Below are 26,506 nucleotides of genomic sequence, written 5' to 3' on the forward strand. Positions count from 1 at the left end.
AGTCGTATCGCATCTAAAGCGCTATTTGCCGCGAACGTAACGATGTGCTAATTCCAAGTTTTTAAGTTTTGGGGGTAGAATTTCCATTCAGGTGTTCTGATTACATCGCCAGACAAGACGTACCAAGGGCTTAAAGATTTGTTAACGGGATTATTGATAATCTGCAATTCCTGTGCAGGCATATAACTTTGAGCCATTAAAACCAGTTTCTGACCATTTTTAGGGTTTACGGCTATATCGACAATAATAATAGCATGTCCAATCGGATTTCCTTTTTGGACAAAGGTATCACCTATTTGGACATCATCCATGGATTTGACAGTTGTCAGTTCATCGTGGAGGGAGCTTGTATTGGCATAAGCAAAAATATTCTCTAGGTATTTCCAGTATTTGGGATAGGTGTAATCTCCAGAGGCAAATTGTTCATAATAACGAGGTTTACCATCGGACAGAAAATTGAAATGAATATCTTTGTATTTCTTATTTTGGTATAAATAGTCAGCTCGCAACCGCATGACAGCATCTGCACATTGATGTAGGTCTCTTTTTCCTATGGGCAGATCGATTACACTTGCGTAGATGTCTCTTCTATCTTTTGTTCTTCCATTATAATAAGTCACAAGTGACTCAATAGGTTTGAGAGGGAGTTGCTGTAAGAAATAACCAAATTCATTTTTTTTGTAGTTTTCTCTTTCGTAGCCAACCGGGGGGGTGAATCTGTCTTTAATGGTTTTACCCTGGGGATCTATCAATTTTTGATTATAACCATCAACCACATGCAACTGTTTGGGCTTATCCTGAGATTTATTTTGATTGGATGATGCTGTACAGCTGATGAGGACAAAGGGGACATAAATGAGGTATAAGATCTTCATGTGTTTTTTTTTGTTAAAATAAAACATTGTATCCCAATGAGAAACGTGCAAATGGGTAGCTTTTGTTGATATCAGGATAGTCTTTGAAATTACCTTCTAATCTAAAATAACCAGAATTCATGTTTAAAGAGAAGTTTTTCAATAGACGTAGACTGCCACTAATCGATGCTGTATGTAAAAAATAATGGGATTCATTGCCACTTAAGGTAACAAAATAACCACCATGGTATTGTGCTCCGAATTTAAATCTGTTCAGCACACTGATTTCTCCTGAACCGCGGACATCGACACCTGGTCCGTAATTGTAATTACGGCTTTCTCCAAAGAGGAGGTAGGGATCAGGAACTGCGGCCAGTATGACAGGACCACCACCTATAGTTGTTGTTAAGCGATTCTTGCCTCCTAAACTAAAGTTTGATATGACGTTGTAATTCATACTTTGTGCTCCGTAGAAGAAGGCTTCATTATGATAGAAGTCATAATTTGCAGAGAGTACGCCGAGATGTCTACCCGGAAGATTTTTGATAATGCGTTTTCCGTAGAGTGACGCATATACGTTTACGGTGTTGACAAATGAGCTGTCGTCTCCGCCAACCTCCAGATTGACATAGAAATCATCAAACGGTTTTTTGTTTTCAATGTTGTCATTGGTATAGATCAAGCTTAACCGAACAAAATAATCTGTTTTTCCTTTTGTGATAATGTCTAGGTCTTTTGTGTCAAAACGGCGGAAACCAAAATCGACCTCGGCTTTGACTTTAGAAGAATCAATAACAGCTCCTTTTACGACTCTTCCCCAACGGCCATCCAATAAACGATTTAGCCCGTTGACTGGATTAATGAAAAAAGCTAATACTTCTTTTCCTTGCCGCTCGGCTAAGGAACTGGTCGGTCTGGACAGTACATTTTGTGAAATACGGTGTGTGATTTCCCCCAATATAATGCCGCCATAGGTTGTGTTTACTAAATCATTGATTGAAGGGGCCTGTGTCTCTCCTGCAGTTTCCCAGATAAAGCTTCCTGCTAAAGTGGCAAGGGAGGATTGAAGAAAGCTATAGTTGTTGGATCTGAATGCATTAAAATACAGTTGACCGTGATAAGGGTGGGCAATTTGATTTGTAGCAAATGCATTGTCGTCCCATGCCCATGCACTTGGTTTAAGATGTTTGAACCAGTTGTTTAATGTGATGTGCGAGTAGGGATCTTTTCTGATGAAGTAGTTGAAAGAAGCTGGTAATGCCTGAAACATGAACCATTCGGTCGCCGCTCTTGCAAAGTGTTTCCGAGGGTTGTGATTGATGGTATCCTGGTAATTTGGAATCTGATAGCTCTTATTTACATAACTTTGCTTTACAGAGTTATTTGAATAAGGAGTGACCTGAGTGTTGCTGATGACCGTATCGGTGTTATATTTTTCATTTAAAGGTTTAAATTTGTTTACGGTATCTCGATATTCCTGTATATATTCTTGTGCATAAAGAGGTCGTGCAATAGTGATAACCAATAATAGGAGGGGCAAGATAAAAAAGGAAAGAGAAGCGCGCTTCGTTGTTGTAATCATATCTATACTTCAGGCTTAATTTCTTAAACAAGTAATAAACTTAAATAGTTTTAAACTTAATCGGAAAAATATTACTGTTACGCAATCAATCTTGACTTAAGTTTGATTATTCTGAGCCTGCTTTTGTCAGATCCAGTCTGTCTGCTTCCGTAATTGGCCGAATGATCTGACATGGGTTTCCTGCGGCGATGACATTGGCCGGTATGTTTTTGGTGACCACGGAGCCGGAACCAACAATACTGTTTTCACCGATCTCTATGCCAGGATTAACAATAACATTGCCTCCTAACCAGACATTGTCTGCTATGTTGATCGGTTTAGAACATTGCCATCCTTTTGCGCGGTCTTCAGGATGGATCGCATGAGTGGACGTAAATAATGAAACATTAGGACCGAATAAGACATTTTTACCAATTGTAATCGGAGCAGCATCTAGCAGAGTGCAGTTATAATTGGCGAAAAAATTGTCGTCTATAGAAATGTTGAAACCATAGTCGCAATAAAAAGGAGGTTCAATAAAAAAACGGTTGGATTTCGTGTTAAGTAGATTTTTAATGATGATCTGTCTTTCTTTAAAAGATTTTGGTTCGGCATCATTAAATTTCTTTAACTGCATTTTTGCATGGAGTCGTTTCTCGAAAAGCTCTTTTCCAGATTCACGATAATATTGATTCGTTAGATTCTTATTGTCCATGGGCCGAAATTACTTCAAAAAAACTAACTTTGTTGTTGAAATAGAAAAAATTATGGCAAATAATAATTTACATGCCTTAGCTCCTCAAGAGCTATGGGCGAATTTTTCTGCATTGAATGCAGTTCCACGTGCTTCGAAGAAAGAAGAACGTGTTATCGCATTTATGATAGATTTTGGTAAAAGCTTGGGTCTTGAGGTTACTGAAGATCATGTTGGCAATGTCCTGATTAAAAAAGCGGCAACTGTTGGTATGGAAGACCGTAAAACGGTCGTCCTGCAATCCCACTTGGATATGGTTCATCAAAAAAATAACGATACTATTTTTGATTTTGATACGCAGGGTATCGATATGTTTGTGGATGGTGATTGGGTAAAGGCAAAAGGCACGACTTTAGGTGCAGATAATGGAATTGGCGTTGCTACAATTATGACCATTTTAGCTTCCCAAGAACTGGAGCATCCTGCAATCGAAGCCTTGTTTACGATTGATGAAGAAACGGGTATGACTGGAGCAATGGGGTTGCAAGGTGGTGTATTGACTGGAGATATTTTATTAAACCTGGATACGGAGGAGGATGATGAACTTGATATCGGGTGTGCAGGTGGAATTGATGTAACAGCTACTAAGTCTTATCAAGAGGAGGCTAGTCCTTCTGGAGCTGTTGCTTTTGAAATTGTTGTCAAGGGCCTTAATGGCGGTCATTCAGGAATTGAAATTCATAAAGGTTTGGGGAATGCGAATAAAATCATGAACCGCCTTTTGTATAAATCTTATGATGAGTTTGGTTTACAGCTTGCAACTCTAAATGGTGGAAGTCTACGAAATGCAATTCCGCGTGAGTCTACTGCAACGGTAATTGTTTCTTCTGAACATGAGGATAATTTTGCGTCAGATTTAGCTCCTCTTATTGAAGCTATTAAAACTGAGTTTAAAACAGTAGATGGTGGATTGACAATATCAATTGAAAAATTAACTACTGTTCCTGCTGCTGTTCTTTCTGCTCAAGATCAGGAGTTGTTGATCAATGCAATCTATGCGGCACATAATGGTGTTTACCGTGTGAGCGCAGACTTTGAAGATCTTGTGGAAACTTCTAATAATATTGCCAAAGTGAGTGTTGGCGATGGAAAAATGAGTATTAAATGCTTGACACGATCATCTGTTGAAAGTTCTAAAATAGATTTAGCCCAATCTTTGGAAGCTGGTTTTTCAATAGCTGGATTTGATGTTGTATTTTCAGGATCTTACCCTGGATGGACACCAAATGCTGATTCTGAAATTTTAGAGGTTTTGAAACGTATTTATATTGAACAGCATGAAGAGGAGCCAAAGGTGGTTGCGTGCCATGCTGGACTGGAATGTGGAATTTTGGGAACGAATTATCCTGAAATGGATATGATTTCCTTTGGACCAACTATTTTGGGTGCACACTCTCCGGCAGAGCGGGTATCTATATCTTCTGTTCAGAAATATTGGGAATTTGTGAAACAAATTTTAAAAGAAATTCCTAAAAAATAGGATATTGTATCAAAAATAAGAAAAGGCTTAAATTTAATTTTAAGCCTTTTTTTTGTTTTCTCTATTGCTATTTTAATAAAGTTTGTATATATTTACTTTAGATCGATTTTAATTAAGGGGGCATCACCTCTTTTATTTAAAATAACCTTGATCTTCATGTTTGGCATTCCCATGCTACTGCTGTAAAATATAGTTTAAGAAGGCCTGCCTTTCATTTATTCAAAAAGGACAAAGTTTTATTCTTACTAGAATTGCCAATGTGGTAATTTAGACTAGTTTTTGTGATTAAATATTCAAAATATATCCTTGTGTTTTTATGACTTTAAAATATATTTGTTTGTTTGGTGTTATTTTATCAAAATTTTAGGTGCTAAAAAGGATGTTTTAACATATTCATTTCATGTTAAAATTAGTTAAATAGATATGGGAGTTTTACTTTTGCAGCATCAAAACTATATCAAACACATCTTACATGAAAAAGTCTCTACTTTTTTTTGCTCTTGCTGTCGGGAGTTATGGAACTATCCATGCACAAACAACAACAAGCAGTGTTACAGGGATTGTAAAACAATCTACTGGACAAACAACGACAGGTGCAACTATTAAAATTACGCATCAGTCAAGCGGAGCCACCTTCAGCGGATCGGCAGATTCGAATGGACGTTTTAACATCGCAAATCTTCAAGAGGGCGGACCTTACAAAATTGAAGTTACCTACATCGGTCAAAAACCAGTTGTTTACGATAATGTCTTCTTGAAAGCCGGTGAAGCACTACAATTAGATCCTGTTTTTGCAGAATCATCTGAAACAAATTTAGGAGAAGTTGTTGTTGTAGGTCGTGGTTTAATTGATATCGCGGAAGATCGTAAAACTCCGATTGCTGTTTCTACAATCTCGAAACAAATCATCGAAGAAAAAGTGGGTGCAATGGATATCACTGCTTCCATGGTCAATACACCTGGTGTATACGTATCTGGTCAATCAAAAGGTTTTGGTGAATCTTCCATGACAACACGTGGCTTTGATCAATCTAACACAGCTTTCTTATTAAATGGCCAACCGATTAATGGTATGGACAATGGTCGTGTTTTTTGGTCTAACTGGAGTGGTTTGTCAGATATTGCTTCTTTAGTACAAATTCAACGTGGTTTAGGTTCTTCAAAATTAGCGATCTCTTCAGTAGGGGGGACGATTAATTTTGTGACTAAATCTACAGATATGCAACAAGGTGGTTTTGTTAAAACAACTATCGGTAACGATATGTTTGTAAAATCTACGATTGCTTACAACACCGGTTTAATGAAAAGTGGATTTGCAGTATCTGCAATGGTTACTGGGTGGCAAGGAAATGGTTACATGAAAGGTACTGAAGGTGCTGGCCAAAACTATTTCTTATCTGTTGGATATAAAGTAAACGAGAAGCACAACTTAAACTTAATGGTTACAGGTGCTCCACAATGGCATAACCAAGGTTTTACTTCAGAACTATCAAATTTCTTGAGAGATGGAAGAAAATTTAATGCAAACGTGGAGATGATTAATGGGGTGGAAAGAAATGTACGTAAAAACTACTATCATAAACCGGTTGCTAACTTAAACTGGGATTGGACAATTGATGATAAATCGTCGTTATCTACTGTTGTATATGCTTCTGTTGCTAGTGGTGGCGGTCAATCCAAACGTACTGAAAAAGTAAATCCAACACCATTTTTAGCATCTCAAGTTAATAATCACCAATGGTTTGGTGTAGTATCTAACTATAACCGTAAGTTGAATGATTATTTAAATTTTAATGTTGGTTTTGATTTACGTGACTATAAAGGTGAACACTATATTCAAGTAACGGATAAATTAGGTCAAGAATCGATTTCCCATGAAAAAAATGTGAACTACGGGATCATGACTACTTCTAATACTTACAGCACTAGTCCTTGGAAATCTTTTGGAGATAAACCAAAAACAGGTCAGGACCGTTTAGGTTGGGATTATGAACAAATGATTAGATATGCTGGTTTATTTGGACAATTAGAGTTTGCGAAAGATGGTTTTACAGCTTTCTTCCAAGGTTCCCTTTCTGGTCAGCAAAACAGTAGACAAGATTATTTCCTTTATAAATTAGGTGAAGGTAAATCTAAAGATGTGAACAATTTAGGCTACAATGTAAAAGGCGGTGCAAGTTATACATTAGGTAACCATACCATCTTTGGTAATGCGGGTTATTATTCTCGCCAGCCATACCAAAACAATATCTTCATGAATTACATGAACGATGTTAATCCATATGCTGTTAATGAGAAAATTTTAGGTTTAGAGGCTGGTTACAAATTTGCCTCTGAATATTTTGATGTTAGCGTAAATGCATACCGCACGACATGGGCTGACCGTACAACAGGAAATTCTTTTACAGCTGCTCAAAAAGAAGTTGACAAATATGGTATTGACAAAGTACAGGTCGGAAGTTTAATCTATAACACGAACTATGGTGTAAAACAAGATCACCAAGGTGTGGAGTTAGAGTTATTAGCTCGTCCATTCCGTGGCTTTGAATTAAAAGGTTTTGCTTCCTTAGGTAAATGGGAATATGATGGTGATGCTATAACGATTGTTCGTAATGAAAATCGTGAAGTATTAGAAACTACAACGAGAGATTTAACAGGTGTAAAAGTTGGTGATGCTTCTCAGACAAGTTGGGGTTTAGGTGCTAAATACAAAGTCTTAAAAGGTCTTTCTGTAGATGCTGATTATAGACGTTATGAAGATCTGTATAGTTCATTACCTGCTAATAGACCTACAATGAAATTGCCAAATTATGATCTGTTAGATGCTGGTGTATCTTACAAAGTTGTATTGAGCGATAAGAATGCGATCAGTTTCCGTGTTAATATGAACAACGTATTAGACAAATTGTATATCTCTGAAGCTACTTCAAATGTCGAGTCGAAGGCGAATGCTACATACTGGAAAGGTATTGACACATCTAACAAAGTGTTAATGGGATGGGGACGTACATGGAATGCTTCTGTGAAATTCACATTCTAAGCGAGTACAAAAACAAAACATAATTATACTTCTTAAAAGCCGTTGCAATTTATTGCAATGGCTTTTTTATTTTTCGGCTTCATTACCACCAATGCTTGCTTGCCCTTTACTTTGTCATTATTTAAGGCTCCTGATCAATGTGCTTATCCTACAAGCTGAAATTTTGGAAATCTATTCTTTATTTCTTTGGTGTAATTAGTAATGATTGATAAACCTTTAAGCATGTGTAAGATTATAGGGATAATGCGATGGAATTGTTGTATTGGTATTGTGAAGTTTGTGGGGTAGTGGTGTAATGCTATTGCCATAATGGGATTTCGGTGGTATAAAATAAGGATGTATTAATGTAATTTCCTTGATGTTATTATAGGAAGCAAAAAAAAGGCTAAACATCAACTGCTTAGCCTTTCTATATTTTTTAATGTTATATCTATCTTGACATGGACTGAATCACACTCACATGTGATTTGAATGCTGAATTGAATGTTTTGTATTCAAGATATTTAACATTGAACTCCAGACAGGTTTCTCTGACCAATTTATTAATCGCGGGATAGTGGATGTGACTTATCTTAGGGAATAAATGATGTTCAACCTGATAATTTAAACCGCCTAGAATCCAAGTTAGAAATTTGTTTTTTGTAGCAAAATTAGCTGTAGAGCTCAATTGGTGAATCATCCACTCATTTTCCATTTTTGTTGGGTCTGCAGTCTCTTCTATGGCAACAAATTCTGTTTCAGTTACGACGTGCGCAAGCTGGAATACGGTTGCTAAACAGATACCACAAGCGATACCTGAAATTAGTAACCCAACTAATGTTGGTAACCATCCTACCACTAAAACTGGGATAACGATGAAAATACTGATGTGAATAATTTTACTTACCCAAAAGATCACTTTTTCACGTAAAGGGAAATCGAATGATTTCTTTTTGCTTCCCATGGCTTCAAGAAAATATTTCTCATAATCTTGATAGAAAATCCAAGCTAAGTAGGAGATGCTATATAGAACCATAAAATAATATTTCTGGTAGGAGTGATGCTTTTTTAATTCTTGGTCTTTATGCACACGCATAAATTTGATATCAATATCATGATCTTCACCTTCAATGTTGGTATAAGTATGATGTGCAATATTGTGCTTCAATTTCCAGAAATAGATATTTCCACCCATTAGGTTAAGACTGTAGGATAGGGCACTGTTTAGTCTCTTACTATTAGAGAATGTATCATGTCCGGCATCGTGCATCACATTGAATCCGATTGCGGCAAAATTTATTCCAAGTAAAATTAATACAACAACACTGATTAACCAGTGTGGTTGAATTACAATTAATGTGATGTAGAAAGATATAGCGGTTACAAACAGGATGATTGCTTTTGTTAGTACTCTTTTTTCTCCTGTTTTTTGGATTTTATTAGTTTTGAAATAATCGTTAATTCTTTCCTTTAAAGATTTAGAAAATAATGTATTAACATTATTAAATTTTATTGTTGTTTTCATTGAGATCGTTTAACTCTGTTAAAAAATAATAGTAAAAATTAGGTTTACATACAGAGCTTAAATTATAATTTTTATAAAGATAACAAATATTTTTTTTAATGATGTTAATTTAAGTTAAAGCTTTTAAAAACTAATTATAGCCCAACCCCAGCTTTTTAGAAGGTCTGAGGCGATTCAAAACATGTTTTCTTTGTGGATCTCTATGAAAAACAAGAAGGGGATTGCAATACATGCAATCCCCTTCTTATTAAAGATTAAGTAAACTTAGTTTAAAGCGTTAATTTGAGCTGTAATTTCAGTTGTTTTAGCTTCATCTTGCATGAAAACATAGTAGTTTTTCAAGTTTGTCAAAGCATCTATATTTTTAGGTTGTAATTGTACCGCTTTTGTTAGATAAACTAAAGCAGGTTTAATTTCTTCCTTAATTTTAGCCACTCCTTCGTTGTATTTTGCTTGGCTCAATGATCTATCGTTGTTTAAAACATTTAATTTTTCACGTACACCATTCATCATTGTGATTGCAATATTTGTATTTGCTTCAAAATAATCAGGATCTACTGCTAAAGCCTTTTTATATGCTTCAATTGCAGCAGCATCATTTTTATTTGCTGAATGAGCGATTCCTAAATAGTAATTTAAGCTTTTGTTATTTGGATCTTTTGCCAATTGCGCAGTGATGCCCGCTAAAATTTCTTTTTCGCGACCAGCAATCAAATTAAATTCAATATTTTGAACCGCAGCTGCATTGTCATCAGGATACATTTCTACTGCTTTTGCTGCATAATCCAATGCAGAAGCGGTATCTTTAGCAGATAAATATAACTTTGGTAAGTCTACAACAATTTGTTTATGTGAAGAAAATTCTTTTGAAGGAATAAGCTCTTTATATTTCGCAATTGCTTTGGCATAATCGTTACTTTGAAGAGCTGAAATACCACCATAATAGATTAATGTTGTATCACCTGGCAAATATGTTAATGCTTTTTCAAAAGAGTCATATGCTTCCTTGTATTTTTGACCTTGATATTCTTCAGCACCAAGATTGAAGTTGAATTGACCTAATACTTGTTCAGAGACACGAATATTATCCTTATTTGCGCCATCTTTATCCAATTCTTTAGCTTTAACAATTGCATCTTCAGCTTTTTTAGCCTCATCAGCAGACTTATCTAAATTAGCTAAGTTTGCATAAACCAATGAATAGATTGTCCATGCCTCTGCATTATCTTTTGTTTTCTCATGAACAACAGCTAAATCAATAGCTTCTTGTGCAGTTTTCAAATTTGGCAGTGCCAATTGTGGCGTACCTGCACCTTTTAGCTCTTCGAATTTTGCTATACTTGTTTTTGCCTTATTAACATTATTTTTTTGTGCATAAACAGATGTACTTGCTGATGCAACAGCTGCCAATAATAATAATGATTTAATGTTCATCTCTAATTAACTGTTAATTGATTTAATAATATATTCACACGATCTAACTGCACATAATCTTCTATTGCATTGTAATAAGTAGACAGTGCTTTAAGTGCATTCACATCATATGGTTTAATTTCATTTGCTTTCAAAAGATAAGCTTGCGCATATTGTTTGTCTTCGTCAGATTTAGATTTAAGAAAATCCTTTAAATAAATAAGGCCTAAAGCTAAATTTGATGGGTAGTTATTAGCATCTAAACGCAGAACTTTATTATAATATTGTTTTGCATTTCGAATATCTTTCGCGTCTTCGTATGCATAACCCGCCAAGTAATTTAATTCAACATTTTCAGGCTCTAATTTGATCGCTTCATCAATTATCGTTAAGATGGCGTCATAAGATTCATTTTTAGCATAGATATCGATCAGCTTGAAGAGGATATCTTTGTTCTGAGGAAACTCTAATCGGCCTGCAGATAGTGTATTAAGTTCATCTTGTTTTGTTCCGATTTTCTCATATACAGCTGCGAGCTCTAGATAATATTGCGGTTTTTTTGAATCCTGCTTGATTAACTCTTTGTAATATTTAATCGCGTCAGGATATCGTTTACTGCTTACAGCTAAAGTTGCTAAATTAAATTTTAAATCGGCATTTTTGAAACCAAGGGAGTCTACTTTCAGAAATCCTTTGTACGCTTCTTCAAACTTGTTATTTTTTAACTCAACATTTGATTTATAGATTAATGCAGTTGCTAAATTTTGCTTGATATAATCAACTTCTACAGGGAAATTGCGATATGCTTTTTTCTTATCAATGAGTTTTAAGGTATTTAAACTTTCATCAATAGGGTCTATGGTATACTTTTGTTTCCGGGTGGAATCTACAACTGCTAAAGAACTGTAAACAAGTCCTCTCAAAACATTATTACGAACTGAAGAAGAATCTTTACGGGTTTTGAAAGCTGCATCACTAAATTTGCGTGCGTTCTCCAAATTTTTAATATCTCCAGTTTGTGTATAAAGCGCAAAACTGTTGTTGCCCTCCTTGATATTGGATTGGGCAACAACAGTTAAACTTGTAGCTGACAGTATTAATGATGTCAATAATGCTCTCATTCTTTTTTTATTCTTCGTTAGATTCAGATTTATCGTCTTGATCGGTTTCAGTGCTTTCTGACGCATCTTCTACTTCTTCACCTGAAAGAATTTCTTCTTCCGTTTCTTCCACTTCTTCCTCTCTATCTACTTTAGTAATTGATGCAATTTCATCTTCACCTTTCAGATTAATTAAACGGACACCTTGCGTTGCACGCCCCATTACTCTTAATCCTTCTACTGAAATACGAATGACAATACCTGACTTATTGATGATCATTAAATCTTCAGTATCGTTAACACCTTTTACAGCAACTAATTTACCTGTTTTCTCAGTGACGCTAATTGTTTTTACACCTTTACCACCACGGTTTGTAACTCGGTAATCTTCGATATCTGTTCGTTTACCGTATCCTTTTTCAGATACAACAAGCACCGTAGTCTCTGGATCATCTACACTAATCATACCAATAACCTCATCGCTCTCACTACCTAAAGTAATACCACGAACACCAGTTGCTGTTCTACCCATTGGTCTAACAGTAGACTCGTTGAAACGAATAGCACGTCCAGAACGTAATGCCATTACAATTTCACTTGTTCCGCTTGTTAAGCAAGCTTCTAACAGCTGATCTCCCTCATTAATGTTGATGGCATTGATACCATTTGCACGAGGACGTGAATAAGCTTCTAATGACGTTTTCTTAATTGTACCTTTTTTAGTACACATAATGATGAAGTTATTTTCCAGGTATTCCTGGTCTTTTAAGTTCTTCACTAAAATGTATGCTTTAATTTTTTCGTCTTTCGGAATATTGATGATATTCTGCAACGCTCGACCTTTAGAAGTTCTACTTCCTTCAGGAACTTCAAATGCTCGTAACCAGAAACAACGACCAGATTCTGTAAATAGCAACATATAATTATGTGCCGAAGCAGTAATAATATGTTCTGTAAAGTCTTCTTCACGTGTGGTCGAACCAATAGATCCACGTCCACCGCGTCCTTGACGTTTATACTCAGTTAGAGGAGTACGTTTTACATAGCTATTATGAGATATTGTGATCACGATTTCTTCATCATCGATGAAATCTTCCATACGCATGTCTTCTGCTGAATGGACGATTATAGATCTTCTCTCGTCACCATATTTCTCTCTGATTTCGATCAGTTCTTCTTTAATGATCTGCATGCGAAGACCTTCATCTGCTAATACAGATTTTAAGTAATCGATCGTTTTCATTAGCTCAGCATATTCTTCTTTAATCTTATCGTGCTCCAGTCCGGTTAGACGACGAAGCGTCATATCCAAAATTGCGCGTGCTTGAAGATCTGATAGACCGAATCTTTCCATTAATCCTACGCGGGCATCTTCAGGAGTTGAAGAGGCACGGATCAACTTGATCACTTCATCTAAATGATCAAGCGCGATTAAATATCCTTCTAAAATATGTGCTCTTTTTTCAGCCTCAGCCAATTCAAAACGTGTACGACGCGTGACAACATCATGACGGTGATCCACGAATACCTGAATCATATCTTTCAGGTTCATCAATACTGGTCTACCTTTTACAAGAGCAATATTGTTTACTGAAAATGAGGTTTGTAATGCTGTGTACTTGAATAGGTTGTTTAGAACGACATTTGCGTTAGCATCGCGTTTAATATCGTATACAATACGTAAACCCGTACGATCTGACTCATCGCGAATTGCTGAAATTCCTTCTAATTTTTTTTCATTAACCAATTCAGCGGTACGTTCAATCATATTCGCTTTATTGATCTGATAAGGAATTTCTGTAACTATAATAGACTCTTTACCTGATTTTGATACTTCAATTTCTGTTTTAGCACGCATCACGACACGACCACGGCCAGTGTTCTCTGCATCCTGAACACCCGAGTAACCATATATCAAACCTCCTGTAGGAAAATCGGGGCCTTTGATATATTGCATCAATTCGGGTACATCGATATCACGGTTGTCAATATATGCAACTGTACCGTTGATAACTTCTGTTAAGTTGTGTGGCGCCATATTGGTTGCCATACCGACTGCAATACCTGAAGCACCATTTACCAATAGATTGGGAATACGTGTTGGTAATACTGTTGGTTCTTCCAAAGAGTCATCAAAGTTCAATTGATAGTCTACTGTATCTTTATTGATGTCCGATAAAATTTCTTCCGCAATTTTTTTCAATCTTGCTTCCGTATAACGCATTGCCGCAGGAGGGTCTCCATCGACAGAACCGTAGTTACCTTGACCATCCACTAAAGGGTAGCGCATGTTCCAGTCTTGTGCTAGACGTACCATTGCATCGTATACGGAAGTATCACCATGTGGATGGTACTTTCCTAATACGTCACCAACAATACGGGCAGATTTTTTGTAAGGCTTACTGCTTGTAACACCTAAATCCAACATACCGTAAAGAACACGACGGTGTACAGGCTTCATACCATCTCTAGCATCTGGTAATGCACGAGAAACAATAACTGTCATTGAATAATCAATGTAGGCAGTTTTCATTTGATCCTCGATACTTACCGAAAGAATTCGATCGTTTGCAGGTACTAAATTATTATCATTTTCTGTTTCTTCAGCCATATTAATTTGGTTTCGATAAAACTATTAAACAATCCCGTTTACACGGATTGCTACGCATGCGAAGTTACAAAAAAATAACCTCAAAAGCGAATGTTTTGAGGTTCAAGATAGTGAAAAAAATAGTCTATTTTTTTATTGATTTAAAAAAGATTTAAATGCGGTCAATTGCTTGTTACCGCAGTTTTTTAAAACGAAGACGAAGTGAATTGCCGATGACAATAACATCGGAGAAAGCCATTGAGAAGGCGGCGAGCATGGGGCCTAAAAATCCCATTGCTGCGAGCGGTATTGCGATGATATTATAGGCAAATGCCCAGAAAAGATTTTCTTTGATCGTTTGCAGTGTGTGCCTTCCGATAAGTAATAGATTTTCAATCGATTTTAGATCGGAATTCAAAAGAATTATTTTAGCAGATTGTATCGCAATGTGACTTGCGTCACCTAGAGAGATACCGACGTGGGCTGTTGTCAGGGCAGGAGCATCATTTATACCGTCGCCGACCATTGCTGTAATACCTGCTTTTTTAAGTTTGTTGATAATATTCAATTTCTCTTCAGGATTGCGATCGGAATAAACTTCTGCTATTCCAAGTTTTTGAGCGACTAGGTCACATTTACTTTTTCGGTCACCACTTAATATTACTGGGGTTATATTTTTGCCTTTAATGGCTTGAATGAGTTCTTTTGCATAAGGTTTTATTTGATCTTCAATCACTAAGCCTGCAACTACGACATCATTAATGGATAGAATTAAGTCGTAGCGGTTTGAATAATCTACTTTTCCTAAACGTGCATTGATTAATTTATACACATTACTATTTGTATCTGTAGCGTAAAGTCCTTCGCTTTTAATCTCTTTGACATCTTGAAAGACAATGCGGTAGGCTTTTACTTCTTTCATGTGCTGTCTGATGGACTTTGCTATAGGATGATTTGAATAGCCTTCTAATTGTGCAATGATTGATTCTACTTGTTTTTGTTCTATTCCAAACGTTTGGATCGCTTTGATATTGAAATCTCCGGTAGTTAAAGTGCCAGTTTTATCGAATACCATATATTTAAGATCCGACATCTCTTCAATTGTATCACCTCCCTTAATTAAAATTCCCATTTTAGCGGCTCTTCCTAAACCTACCATGACAGCAGTTGGGGTCGCTAGACCCATCGCGCACGGGCAGGAGACGACAAGTACTGCAATGGCATTCATTAATGATTGCTGTAGTGATATTTCGGCTATAAAGTAAGTGATAAAAAAGGTGAAAATGGCGATGACGACCACAAAGGGTACGAAGTATGATGCAACTTTATCACCGAGTTTTTGAATAGGTGGTTTTTTTGATTGTGCTTCCTTGATCAGTGCGATAATTTGGGAAAGGACGGTTTTACGTCCAACTTTGGTGGCCGTGATTTTTATATTGCCTTCTGTTAGTGTTGTTCCGCCGATGACGGTTGCATATCTATCTTTGAAAACGGGTAGGCTTTCTCCTGTAATCATGGATTCATTGACAAAGCCATCTCCTTCAATAATATCTCCATCAACTGGAATAAGATCTCCTGATTTGATCAGTAAAACATCGCCTTGTTTAACATCTCTTGTATGGATGATCTCTTCTAGATCTGCTGTGATTTTTGTTGTGGTTACATTTTGAATCTTAATAAGGTCTCCGATTGCAGATGTTGTTTTTTTTACGGATTTTTTTTCAAATAGATTTCCCAATAGAACGAGCGTGATGATTGTTGCGCAAGTTTCATAGAACATATAATCTGGGCCTAGGTGATTGAGGGTGCCGATGAGGCTGTACGTGAATGCAGCTGTTGCACCTATAAATATGAGCACGTCCATATTTGGCATGCCATTTTTAAGGGAGTAAAACGCACTTTTACCAAAATGAAAAAAACCGAGCAGAAATACGGGAGCACAGAGTCCGAGCTGGATGTATGGGTCATGCAACAAAGGGTGTTGTATAAACATATGTGCAAAGAGAGGAAGCGTAAAAAATAGACTGAACCAAAATTTGGTTTCTATTTTTTTATAAAATGATTCCTTTGGACTTTCATCAGTCAGGACCTGAAAACCTAAATTTTCAATCCCTTTTGTTATTTCGGGAAGTTCTTTTGCCGTTATTCCTGAGAATTTAACTTCATCAGATGCAAAGTCGACAAATATATCTTTTGCCTCTTTTTTTTCTAAATATTGATGAATAGCAATTGCACAGTTTGTACAATGCATTCCTGTAACTGTAAGCTCTACTGTTGTTGTTTCTTCGTTCATATTTTTCGACCATTGGTCTTTTGCAAATATACTTATTTTTAGGAGTATCATTTTTTTGTATTGAATGAAAAATGATTAGTTTAGTTCCTAAAGAAAATTAGATTTCAATGGTTAAAAATAAATTATCCCTATCTTTTGTATTTCGTTGTGCTGTGTGGATAGCTTTAAGCTATTCTTTTGTCGGTTTAGCCTCTTTTTACGAGAAAAACAAGATTATTCTTCACTTTGCTTATGCTTTAAATACTTTTTTGACCGCCAATCTGTTGATCTCAATCGGCCGGTTCTTGATTGTTTCGCTGTATAACCGTAAACATGCAAACCATGATGTGAGAGGAAATTTTGTACTGGGTATTTCCCGGGTTGCTACAGTATTGAATGCTGGTATGATTGTGATTACGTTGATGGTTGCGCTGGGAATTGATCCTAAGGAGTTTATAACCAGCATGACCATCGTTGCGATGGCTATTGCGGTTATATTTAGGGAGTATATTACCAATATGATCAGTGGATTGCTGGTTATGTTTTCTGATCAATTTTCCATTGGAGACCATATTAAAATTAGTAATTATCAGGGTAAAATTGTTGATATTACTTTGGCAAATATTGTCGTTCGTGATGAAGATGATGATGTTGTGCTAATACCAAATAATTTGATATTCACATCAACGATGGTCAATAAATCTTCTCAAAAGTCGAATAAACTGATCGTTAAATTTGAACTTCCTTTAGAAAAACCGTTGCATGTCCAATCTGTTGAAAATCATTTAAGACCTATCCTGAAAATAAATAAGAATATTATCTGGGACGATTTATTTAAAATAAAAGTTGCCGAAATCGGTAAGGACTTTGTGAAATATAAGATTGAGCTCAATACCATATCGAGTAGCAATAAATTACATTATCAGATTCAGAATGAAATTTTAAATGAGATTTTATTATTTCGTACGCGGGAAGATTAAATCTTACGGACCTTTACATTTTTAACAAAGTGATGACTGCCTTTTTCTAAAATTAGATCAGCGCGGTACCGTGTTGGTAAAATATTCTGGACCAGATTTGGTTTGTTGATCTCATTCCAGATCTGATGTGCCATCTGGATACTTTCTTCAGTATTCATGTCGGCATATTTGTGAAAGAATGAGGCCGGATTTTGAAATGCTGTACGTCTTAAAGATTCAAACCTGTTGGTATACCACTCTAATAAGTTTTTTTCGCTGGCATGAACATATATGGTATAGTCAAAAAAATCTGACACGAATACACTATGTCCTTTTCGTGGTCTTTGCGAATTGACCTGCAGTACATTAATGCCTTCGACGATTAAGATATCAGGATGATGGATCAGCTGTTGCTGGTCATCAGGTAAGACATCATATTCTAAATGGCTGTACAGGGGTACCGAAAGTGATCCCATGCCTGATTTTATAGCGGAAAGGAACTGTATTAATTTTTTAGCATCGTAACTTTCCGGAAAACCTTTACGATTCATTATGCCTCTTTCATTCAGGATATGATTCGGGTACAGAAATCCATCAGTCGTTACTAAATCTACTTTTGGTTTACTGGGCAATAAAGTCAGGACGCGTTGCAATACACGTGCTGTTGTACTTTTACCTACAGCTACAGAGCCAGCAATACCAATAATAAAGGGAAGCGTACTTTCATTTTTTTCGAAAAAATGATTTGTGCTTCTGTGTAAATCTTGAAACCGTTCAATATGAATACCCAAGAGATGACTTAAAGGGAAATAGACATCTTCGATTTCTTCTGCATTCAATGGTTCATTAAGTGCATGCAATTGATCCAAGTCGTGTTGCGAAAATGTGTGCTTAAAGTGACCGTTCAGTTTTTTCCAATTTTCTCTTTTTATTGAAGTAAAAGGAGAGTCAATAGGAGTGTGCTGTTCATTTTGCATGTTCATGATTCTTTGTGGCGACAAATATAGCATCTCGTGGATATAATCAAAAATTCTAATTGATTTTTTTAGATCAGGTTGGAAGAAATAATAATCGGATTAGAAAGAATTTTGTGAATAGGACATTTTTCTGAAATTTGGAGAAGTCTGTCTTTTTGATCTTTATCTAGATTTCCTTTAAGAGAAACATGACATTTGATATAGGTGGTCTGTTGCAGTTCACTTTTTAAAATTTCGTATGAAAGTTTAATATTTACCTCCTGTAAATCCCATTTTTTGCGGTCAGCATACATCTTTACTGTCATTGCTTTACATGAACCCAATGAAGATAGTAAAAGGGCAGGCGGATTGAATCCTTCATCTTGACCTCCTAATTCTTCAGGTTCATCTGCAATTAGCGTATTATTTCCATGCTTGATTGTTGTTGTGTATGGCGTATTACCTATTGTTACTAAGATTTCATTATCATTCATATCTCTAAATATAAAAAATAATAAGGGGATTAGGAATTTATGAAGTGAATATTAAATTCCTGGTTATAGTTCATCTTCCAGTAGACCTTCGATAATGAGGCTTCCAGTTGCGGGATTGGTTGCTAATGGTACGTTGTACAAATCACAAACCCGCATCAGCATCTGAATATCGGGTTCATGTGCATGTTTACCTAATGCATCTCTGAAAAAAATGATTCCATCTACTTTACCTTCTGCAGCTAATGCTGCAATCTGTGCATCTCCGCCCATAGGTCCGCTTAACTTTAATTCGACTTCGAGTCCTGTTTGTTTTACATAAGAACCGGTGGTGCCTGTCGCGACTAGATGAGCTTTTTTTAAGAATTCAATATGGTCTTTTACAAAGGCAACCATTTCTGGTTTTTTACCATCGTGTGCAATTAAAGCAATTGTTTTTTTCATGTTATTGAAAGATTAAAGTTTAACCAAAAAAGATGTACGCTAAAATAATAGCTGCAATTAGTCCCACAAGATCGGCAATTAAGCCACATATAAGCGCATGTCTAGTGTTTTTAATGCCTACAGAGCCAAAATATACTGCTAGAACGTAAAAAGTTGTTTCGGAGGAACCTTGGATAACACTGGCAAGTCGTCCTTGAAACGAATCTGCTCCATATGCCTGCATGACATCGACCATAAGTCCTCTAGCGCCACCACCACTTAATGTTTTCATTAATCCTACTGGAAGAGCTGGTACGAAACGTGTGTCCAAGCCAAAATAAGCGAAACAAGAACCGATTGCATTCACAATATAGTCCATACATCCTGTTGTTCGGAAAGCAGATATAGCCACCAGTATGGCGATTAAAAAGGGGATGATCATGATGGATGTTTTAAATCCGTCTTTTGCACCATCTATAAAGGCATCGTAAACATTTAGTTTTTTAAACGCGCCGTAAACGATAAATAGGATGATGATGGAAAAAATTAAAACACCACCGATTAGTCCGGTTACAATTTCAATTTTTTCTGGAGGCAGGCCATTTAAACCAAAATATAGGCCAGCCATCATGACAATGAAACTGCCTAGGAATATCAGGATGGGTAGTTTAAAGAGGTTTATTTTTTGAAAGAATGCAACAGCGATCATCCCTGATATAAACGAAATAAAGGTTCCTATCAAAGCTGGAATAAAAATATCTGCGGGGTTTGCTGCTCCATTGGCCATTCTTAGAGCAATTACCGATGTTGGAATAAGTGCTATTCCAGCGGTATTGAGCACTAAGAACATAATTTGTGCATTCGTCGCGGTATCCTTTTCTGGATTAAGTTCTTGCAGTTCCTGCATTGCTTTTAGTCCGACCGGTGTTGCCGCATTATCTAAACCTAGCATATTGGCTGAAAAATTCATAATAATAGAGCCGTTTGCAGGATGGTTTTTTGGGATTCCAGGGAAGAGCTTGCTGAAAAATGGATTTACAGCTTTTGCAAATAAGGTAATCATTCCTGCTTTTTCACCCACTTTCATGATGCCTAACCAGAATGTCATCATGCCGACGAGACCTAAGGAGATTTCTGCACCGTTTTTAGCACTGTCAAACATGCCATTGATAATTTTCATGAAAATTTCGGTGTCTCCAAAGAAAATAAGCTTGATCAAAGCAACGATGAACGCAATTACAAAAAATGAGATCCAAACGATATTCAGTGCCATATAGATTTAAAATATGCGTAAATGTAAACTTTTACAACCTATCCATCAACTTAGACCACGGATTTTTCTTGTTTTTTGCCTCTTTTTCTTTTATTAGATGATCCACTATCTTGGTGAGTTGAAATTCATTTTCGCTCATCAGTCTATCTGCTAGCGAGATAAGTTTTTGGATGTTGTTTTTGGATGCCGCATCCATGGAGGACTCAACACTTGACATATTTGTTGGCTCTAGTCGGATGTAGTTTTTGGATTTTCTATTGAATTGAAACAGTTGTTCAATAAAAAATTCGGTACTCTCTGCAGAGGCACTTGTCATAATATCGACTAAAGCTGGACCAATGGTAATGGCCAGTTTTTTCTTAAAATGCTCATAGTTATAAGCTTTTTTTGCAACCCCGGTGCCTAATGAGACCATAAACAGATCGTTTATTTCTGTATCTTCAAAAGCTTTCATCACTTCAATCAAAGCGCAAATGGATGGGTTTTGAGCCACCATACCACCGTCTACCAATGGAAATCTTGTACCTGCAATGGAATAAATCTCCGCAACAGAAAAATAGGTAGGTGCGGCAGAGGTCGCTCTGCAGACATCTCTTAGATAGAAGTCTCGTGCTATTCCGTGTGTAATAGCTTTTTGCTGTCTAAAAAAATGATTTTTCCGGAGTTCAATATTATAGGCTGTTATAATACAGGGTTTTATTAGTTGGCTTAGTTTGGTGTCGCCAAAATATTCATGTAATACATTCTCTAATGCGGTAGCTGAATATAATTCACTCACCAGCCCGAATTCACTTAGAAAGCGTCTCCATCTTGTTGTTTTGAAAATATCAGTGCCGTGGGATACGTACAGATCTAATGCCTCTTTAGCAGAAAACTTAGGTTTTGAAGGATTTTCCTCACTTGGGTATAATAAAATGCAGGCTAAGATACCTCCAGTACTAGTTCCTGCAATAAAATCGAAATATTCTGCAATTCGTGCATCCGGGTCATTGCTCTTCTTCTGAAGAATTTCTTCTAAAACGACCAATACTAGAGCAGGTATTATACCTCTTATTCCACCACCATCTATGGAAAGTATATTTTTCATTTTTTAATGTTTATACTTTAAAAGTAGTATTAAATAAATTAAAAAATTGATGACTCTTTGTTTTTGTGGTTAGGATAATGCGCGTTGGTAGGCACAGCGAGCTGTGTAAACAATTCTTTACACGTTTTTTACAAAAACAGAAGCCGGCTACCTTTTGGATAGCCAGCTTCTGTACAAACTAATTATTTATGCAAACCATGCCAAGACCTCGTCTTTTGTTGGCATGGTGATTTCTAATTTCATTTTTTTACGCATACCCCCAAGGTCATTGAATACTTTATTAGGATTAGCTTCTTTTAATTCCGGTATAGTATTGAAACCCATTTTTTGTAAAACAGGAACCCATTCTGCTGGAATACCCAATGCAACATAATCTTCTGTCGAAGCTACTGTTACTATTTTTTCTGGTCGCATTTGCGGGAAAAATAATACTTCCTGAATAGAGGCATTGTTGGTCAGGAACATAATTAAACGATCCATACCAATGCCTAATCCTGATGTTGGAGGCATTCCATATTCTAATGCACGTAAGAAATCTTGATCGATAAACATGGCTTCGTCATCGCCACGTGCTGATAAGGCCATTTGTGCTTCAAAACGCTCACGTTGGTCGATCGGATCATTTAACTCCGAATATGCATTTGCAATTTCTTTACCACATACCATTAACTCAAAGCGTTCTGTGATTTCGGGATTGTCGCGATGTTTTTTTGTTAATGGCGACATTTCTTTAGGGTAATCTGTGATAAATGTAGGCTGAATGTATTTACCTTCACATTTTTCGCCAAAAATCTCATCAATTAACTTGCCTTTACCCATGGTATTATTGACCGGAATTCCCATTCCTTTGGCTGCTTCGAAAATTTCTTGTTCAGATTTTCCTGTAATATCAAAACCTGTGAACTCTTTAATCGAATCGGCCATTGTGATTCTCTTATAAGGTGCACGGAAGTCGATTTCATGTTCTCCAAATGTCGCTTTGGTGGTGCCGTTTACAGCAATTGCACAATGTTCTAGCAATTGTTCTGTGAATTTCATCATCCAGTTGTAGTCTTTATAAGCTACATAGATCTCCATTGCTGTGAATTCTGGATTGTGAGTACGGTCCATACCTTCATTTCTGAAGTTTTTTGAAAACTCGTAAACACCATCAAAACCGCCCACAATTAGGCGTTTTAGATATAACTCATTTGCAATCCGCAAATATAAAGGCATATCTAAAGCATTGTGATGTGTGATAAATGGACGGGCCGCAGCACCGCCAGGGATGGATTGCAATACTGGAGTCTCAACCTCCATATAACCTGCGTCATTAAAGAAATTACGCATTGCACTAAACAATTTTGTTCTTTTTACAAAGATCTCTTTGTTCTGCGGGTTAACTACTAGATCGACATAACGCATTCTATAACGCAATTCGGGATCTGTGAATGCATCATATCTTTTTCCTTCTGCAGTTTTAACGATTGGAAGAGGGCGTAATGATTTAGATAATACAGTCAGTTTTTCAACATGTACACAGATGGCATCTGTCTGGGTTGTGAAAACATAGCCTTTAATACCAACGATATCACCAATATCTAATAATTTCTTAAAAACGATATTATACATCGTTTTATCCTCATCAGGACAAATGTCATCACGTTTGATGTAAGCTTGAATACGGCCTGAACTATCTTGAATTTCGAAGAACGACGCATTTCCCATAACACGACGGCTCATGATACGTCCTGCAATGCTTATATTCTTATAGTTAAGCTTATCTCTATCGTAATTTTCTAATATATCAGTAGCATTTGCATTGATCTCAAACTCTTCAGCTGGATATGGGTCGATACCCAAATCTATTAGAGATTGCAATGCCTGTCTTCTTAATTGTTCCTGTTCGGATAATACAGTACTCATTGGTAAGGATTAAATAATATAAAAATCGAACAAAAATAGCTTTTTTTTTGCATTTATGAGAGGTGAAAACAATATAATATTTATAAAATACGGTGTAGCGTTTTGTAATACGGTATCGTTATGAAGATGTACTTAAAAAACAGCATGGCAGAAATTAAAAGAAAGACTTTCATAATCTTAATTCAGAAAGTATTATTTTAGATGAAGATTAAGGATTAATATAGTCTTATTGAGTGAATATTATTCAAACATACTTAAAAAAGCAAAAACAAGTAACACTTAAAAGTGCACTGGAGGATTGTTTACGAAATCGTGAGCAGGGGAAGGCTTTTGTCTATAAAAAGTACTATGGATATTTGATGGCTATTATTATTCGCTATGTTAAATCTGATGTGGATGCTGAAGAATTAACGAATGAGTCTTTTATTCGGATTTTTAGACGATTGGATTCTTTTAACCATTTGGTTGAGGATGATGTTTTGGAGAAATCATTTCGGTCATGGATAGGGAGAATTGCAGCTAATATTTCAATTGATTTTCTGCGCTCAAAAAAGGAGATGACTTCTTTAGAAGATGTAGCTGAGGGCAGTCTTGATGTGCCAAGGGTATATAACTCCAGTAATCTAGAGGTTGATGATATTATGAAGTTGCTCGATTCTTTACCAGAATTGCAGCGTGTCATCTTTAATCTTTATGAGATCGAGGGTTTTTCGCATGATGAAATTGCAAAGCAGTTGCATATCCCGGATAGTACTTCCCGTACTTATCTTACTCGAGCAAAGCAAAAGTTAAGGATGCTTTATTTGGAACAACATAAGATAAGACAGGAATTTAAATAACAAGAAGTAGCGTGTAAAATGGCAAAAGAAAAAAATAAGGAATTAATAGACCATATCGTCGACAAAATGAAAGCTCATGAGCTTCCTTATTCGGAAGGTGCATGGGAAAAATTTGCGTCACATGATGTATCTCTTGTTTCTAAGAAGCAAACGAACTGGAAGTATTGGAGTGCAGCTGCTGCTGTGCTGCTCTTTGCTAGTGCTTCATTTTTGTATTTAAATCAGTCCGCTGTCAATCATGGGGCAATTGTTGCAAACTTACCGGTAGAGACAAAATTGGATACAGATAAATTAACTGTTGAAACAAATACTGTTGAAACAAATAAGGATGATACCCCTATTTTGAAATTAGATCATTCACCGAAACAGCTTATTGATGCTTCTTCTGATCAACGTAGCATAGTCAAAGACAAAATTGAACATGCTATTGCTTCTATCGATCATCTTTTGGAAGCGACTACGCAAATTTTCACAGATAATGATGTAAAACAAGAACCAGTTGATATGACTTCTAAAAGTGGTAACGAACTTGTTGAGGTTAAGAAGCAAGAAGTTAAAAATAATAATCTAGCGCAAAATACTAATACCGTTAGAAAAGAGGGAGAAGGAAACAGTTCTATTGCTCAGAAATTGGAAAAACTGGGTTCTATATTCAATTTGAATTCCGATAAACATGATTTTGCATCTGCCATAAAGAAGTGGGAGGTAGGCGCATTTGTGGCTCCGTCTTCAACAGTCGATAAGATGAGTATGGGGGGGGGATTAAGTTTAGCGTACCAAATTACCGATAAGATCAGTATACGTTCAGGCGTTTCTATGCAGCAGTATGGGGCCGGAGTAGATCGACAAAATAACTTAGGAGCAGTGCAGTCAGCTGGCATGGCGTTTAATGATGCTGTTTCTAATAGTCCTGTCATGAAAAATAATGAATCTTTACTTTTGGCTAGACAAACTGTCGATAAAGAATTAAGTGCTGTTAATAATAAACTTTTAACGATTGATATTCCGGTAGATGTGCGTTATCATGTAAGTAAATCATTCTACACTTCCGTTGGGGTGTCCTACGTGGGGGTTTTGGATCAGACACAAGAAAATTATTTTGTAAATGGCATCAATGAGAATACTTCGGCTAATAATGGTCAGGCGGTATCTTCTCCTGAAAACGTTAAACAAACATTTAAAGGAAGTGCTGTAAATACGAATGATTTTAATGGATTTGTTAATCTCTCCATTGGAAAAAAGATGACAGTAGGTAAGAAGTTGTCCATAGCCGTAGAGCCATTTGTCAAACTTCCTGTTGGGGGTCTTAAATCTACTGACTTTAATTATACCAATGGAGGTTTAAAGGTTGTAACGAGTTTTTAAAGCAGATCAATACGAACAGCACCCATTCCAGCAGCCAAAGCTCCTTGTACTCCTGGGATTCCGTCCTCGTAAACTAAACACTTAGCAGGGTCAACCTGAAGCTTCTCGGCCGCTAATAAAAATGGCTCAGGCGATGGTTTTCCATTAGGAGTATCACCGGCACACACCAAGGTTTCCAATTTATCAAGTACTCCAAGGACGGTTAGTGTGATGTTTAATGTTGATCTGGTTCCTCCAGAAACAGCCGCAATACGTTTCTTTCCAATCTGGTATTTTAGATGTTCGACAACATAATCAATAGGTTGTGTCTGCTGGATGAACTGTTCTATAAAGATGGCTGATTTTCTTTTTGAAAATTCATGAACATCAAAAGTGGTGTTATAGCGGATACAGATTTCTTTTGCAACAGCTATGGTTGGCCATCCTGCGGTTTCGTCGATTAGACTATCATCCAACAGGACATTGTATTCTGCTGCTGTAGCTACGTAGGCTGCTTTATGCGCACTTATATTGTCAGCTAAGGTTCCATCGACATCAAAAAGTAAGACGTCGTATGGTTCTGCTATTTTATTGAGTTTATTGAATTTCTCTATTGATTCGGGTGACATATCTGATTATTGAAGGTACAAATTTATAAAAA

Annotated in this window: 20 protein-coding genes; 5 read left to right on the top strand and 15 right to left on the bottom strand. The window is 36.4% G+C overall.

Going from position 1 to position 26,506, the window contains the following annotated elements; all coding sequences use genetic code 11:
* Positions 1-47: 47 nt before the first annotated feature.
* From WH188_RS04510 to WH188_RS04520, 3 genes are all read right to left on the bottom strand, one after another.
* Positions 48-875 carry a DUF4846 domain-containing protein gene (locus WH188_RS04510; protein ID WP_132771349.1) on the bottom strand — a complete coding sequence of 276 codons (828 nt, stop codon included), beginning with the start codon at positions 873-875 and terminating at the stop codon, positions 48-50.
* Positions 876-888: 13 nt separating this feature from the next.
* Positions 889-2,436 carry a DUF3943 domain-containing protein gene (locus tag WH188_RS04515; protein ID WP_132771350.1) on the bottom strand — a complete coding sequence of 516 codons (1,548 nt, stop codon included), beginning with the start codon at positions 2,434-2,436 and terminating at the stop codon, positions 889-891.
* A 106-nt stretch (positions 2,437-2,542) separates the two neighbouring features.
* Positions 2,543-3,130, bottom strand: coding sequence for a sugar O-acetyltransferase (locus WH188_RS04520; RefSeq protein ID WP_132771351.1), 588 nt, complete (start codon positions 3,128-3,130; stop codon positions 2,543-2,545).
* 52 nt (positions 3,131-3,182) lie between these two features.
* On the opposite strand from WH188_RS04520, the gene WH188_RS04525 reads away from it, so the two are divergent.
* The gene (locus WH188_RS04525; RefSeq protein ID WP_339423359.1) at positions 3,183-4,649 is read left to right on the top strand and encodes an aminoacyl-histidine dipeptidase; all 1,467 of its coding nucleotides are present in this window, start codon (positions 3,183-3,185) and stop codon (positions 4,647-4,649) included.
* A 472-nt stretch (positions 4,650-5,121) separates the two neighbouring features.
* Positions 5,122-7,689 (top strand): TonB-dependent receptor, encoded by a 2,568-nt coding sequence (locus tag WH188_RS04530; RefSeq protein ID WP_168126029.1) that lies wholly within the window; start codon positions 5,122-5,124, stop codon positions 7,687-7,689.
* 430 nt (positions 7,690-8,119) lie between these two features.
* Here the strand turns inward: WH188_RS04530 and WH188_RS04535 are convergent, their stop codons facing one another.
* From WH188_RS04535 to WH188_RS04555, 5 genes are all read right to left on the bottom strand, one after another.
* Positions 8,120-9,193 carry a fatty acid desaturase family protein gene (locus tag WH188_RS04535; protein ID WP_132771354.1) on the bottom strand — a complete coding sequence of 358 codons (1,074 nt, stop codon included), beginning with the start codon at positions 9,191-9,193 and terminating at the stop codon, positions 8,120-8,122.
* Between the two features lie 264 nt (positions 9,194-9,457).
* Positions 9,458-10,627 carry a tetratricopeptide repeat protein gene (locus tag WH188_RS04540; protein ID WP_132771355.1) on the bottom strand — a complete coding sequence of 390 codons (1,170 nt, stop codon included), beginning with the start codon at positions 10,625-10,627 and terminating at the stop codon, positions 9,458-9,460.
* A 2-nt stretch (positions 10,628-10,629) separates the two neighbouring features.
* Entirely contained in the window at positions 10,630-11,793 is a 1,164-nt protein-coding gene (locus WH188_RS04545) for a tetratricopeptide repeat protein (RefSeq protein ID WP_232789218.1), read from the bottom strand.
* The gene (gene gyrA, locus WH188_RS04550; RefSeq protein ID WP_132771356.1) at positions 11,735-14,317 is read right to left on the bottom strand and encodes a DNA gyrase subunit A; all 2,583 of its coding nucleotides are present in this window, start codon (positions 14,315-14,317) and stop codon (positions 11,735-11,737) included. The genes WH188_RS04545 and gyrA overlap by 59 nt, the downstream gene beginning before the upstream one ends.
* 172 nt (positions 14,318-14,489) lie before the next feature.
* Positions 14,490-16,589, bottom strand: a complete 2,100-nt coding sequence (locus WH188_RS04555; protein WP_168126030.1) for a heavy metal translocating P-type ATPase — start codon at positions 16,587-16,589, stop codon at positions 14,490-14,492.
* Positions 16,590-16,696: 107 nt separating this feature from the next.
* Here WH188_RS04555 and WH188_RS04560 point away from each other — a divergent pair, with 107 nt between their 5' ends.
* The gene (locus WH188_RS04560) at positions 16,697-17,548 is read left to right on the top strand and encodes a mechanosensitive ion channel family protein (RefSeq protein WP_132771358.1); all 852 of its coding nucleotides are present in this window, start codon (positions 16,697-16,699) and stop codon (positions 17,546-17,548) included.
* On the opposite strand, the gene coaA is transcribed toward WH188_RS04560, so the two are convergent.
* The 6 genes from coaA to lysS all read right to left on the bottom strand — a co-directional run bounded on the left by coaA (position 17,545) and on the right by lysS (position 23,662).
* Positions 17,545-18,510, bottom strand: coding sequence for a type I pantothenate kinase (gene coaA / locus WH188_RS04565; protein WP_232789220.1), 966 nt, complete (start codon positions 18,508-18,510; stop codon positions 17,545-17,547). The two genes, WH188_RS04560 and coaA, sit on opposite strands and share 4 nt — an antisense overlap.
* Before the next feature lie 62 nt (positions 18,511-18,572).
* On the bottom strand, positions 18,573-18,977 hold the full coding sequence (locus tag WH188_RS04570; protein WP_132771359.1) for an OsmC family protein: 405 nt from the start codon (positions 18,975-18,977) through the stop codon (positions 18,573-18,575).
* A 63-nt stretch (positions 18,978-19,040) separates the two neighbouring features.
* Complete coding sequence (locus tag WH188_RS04575) at positions 19,041-19,418, bottom strand: methylglyoxal synthase (RefSeq protein ID WP_021191664.1); 378 nt, start codon at positions 19,416-19,418, stop codon at positions 19,041-19,043.
* Between the two features lie 19 nt (positions 19,419-19,437).
* On the bottom strand, positions 19,438-20,670 hold the full coding sequence (locus tag WH188_RS04580) for a nucleoside recognition domain-containing protein (RefSeq protein WP_132771360.1): 1,233 nt from the start codon (positions 20,668-20,670) through the stop codon (positions 19,438-19,440).
* 31 nt (positions 20,671-20,701) lie between these two features.
* On the bottom strand, positions 20,702-21,757 hold the full coding sequence (locus tag WH188_RS04585; protein ID WP_132771361.1) for a patatin-like phospholipase family protein: 1,056 nt from the start codon (positions 21,755-21,757) through the stop codon (positions 20,702-20,704).
* 186 nt (positions 21,758-21,943) lie between these two features.
* Complete coding sequence (lysS, locus tag WH188_RS04590) at positions 21,944-23,662, bottom strand: lysine--tRNA ligase (RefSeq protein WP_339423360.1); 1,719 nt, start codon at positions 23,660-23,662, stop codon at positions 21,944-21,946.
* Positions 23,663-23,895: 233 nt separating this feature from the next.
* Here lysS and WH188_RS04595 point away from each other — a divergent pair, with 233 nt between their 5' ends.
* Positions 23,896-24,501 (top strand): RNA polymerase sigma factor, encoded by a 606-nt coding sequence (locus tag WH188_RS04595; RefSeq protein WP_021191668.1) that lies wholly within the window; start codon positions 23,896-23,898, stop codon positions 24,499-24,501.
* An 18-nt stretch (positions 24,502-24,519) separates the two neighbouring features.
* The gene (locus WH188_RS04600) at positions 24,520-25,866 is read left to right on the top strand and encodes a hypothetical protein (RefSeq protein WP_168126031.1); all 1,347 of its coding nucleotides are present in this window, start codon (positions 24,520-24,522) and stop codon (positions 25,864-25,866) included.
* Here WH188_RS04600 and WH188_RS04605 read toward each other — a convergent pair.
* Positions 25,863-26,474, bottom strand: coding sequence for an HAD family hydrolase (locus WH188_RS04605; RefSeq protein WP_168126032.1), 612 nt, complete (start codon positions 26,472-26,474; stop codon positions 25,863-25,865). The genes WH188_RS04600 and WH188_RS04605 overlap by 4 nt on opposite strands.
* Positions 26,475-26,506 lie beyond the last annotated feature (32 nt).

This window comes from Sphingobacterium sp. MYb388 (assembly GCF_037479535.1).
GTDB lineage: Bacteria > Bacteroidota > Bacteroidia > Sphingobacteriales > Sphingobacteriaceae > Sphingobacterium > Sphingobacterium anhuiense.